Source organism: Pseudomonas sp. 65/3-MNA-CIBAN-0223, from assembly GCF_040310425.1.
In the GTDB taxonomy this organism is placed as follows: domain Bacteria; phylum Pseudomonadota; class Gammaproteobacteria; order Pseudomonadales; family Pseudomonadaceae; genus Aquipseudomonas; species Aquipseudomonas gregormendelii.
In genome coordinates this window covers 1-524 of record NZ_JBEOPV010000058.1, presented here as the reverse complement: position 1 = coordinate 524, position 524 = coordinate 1, and the positions used below count along the sequence as shown (strand labels likewise).

1 protein-coding gene is annotated in these 524 nt (G+C 56.9%); it reads left to right on the top strand.

The window, feature by feature from the left end:
- Positions 1–524: transposase (locus AAEZ09_RS27890; RefSeq protein ID WP_350601577.1), on the top strand; the 524-nt coding region annotated here is incomplete at both ends.

Genomic DNA, 524 nt, shown 5'->3' with positions numbered 1-524 from the left:
GACTAGAACGATGGTCGAGCGTGTCGAAGCGCAGTTCGACCTCACACCGGAACGTCTTATCGGCGACACCGCTTATGGCACTGCCCCGATGCTGGCGTGGATGGTCGAAGAGAAGGACATCGAGCCGCATGTGCCGGTGTGGGACAAGACTGAGCGCAAAGACGACAGCCTCTCCAGTAACGACTTTCACTGGAATCAGGAAGCCAATGAATACCGCTGCCCAGCCGGCAAACCACTACGCAGTGAATGGCGCGCCTTCACCCATAAAAGATCGCGGGTGACCAAGGCCAACACCATCATTTATCGCTCCAGCCAAACCGACTGCACCGCCTGTCCTTTGAAAGCGAAATGTTGCCCCAATACGCCGAATCGGAAGATCGTCCGCAGCATCCATGAGGCTGCCCGCGATGTGGCCAGGCGCATCGCCAAGACACCGGAATACCTCGTCTCTCGCTGCGAACGAAAAAAGGTGGAGATGCTGTTCGCCCACCTCAAACGGATCATGAAACTCGACCGTTTACGAC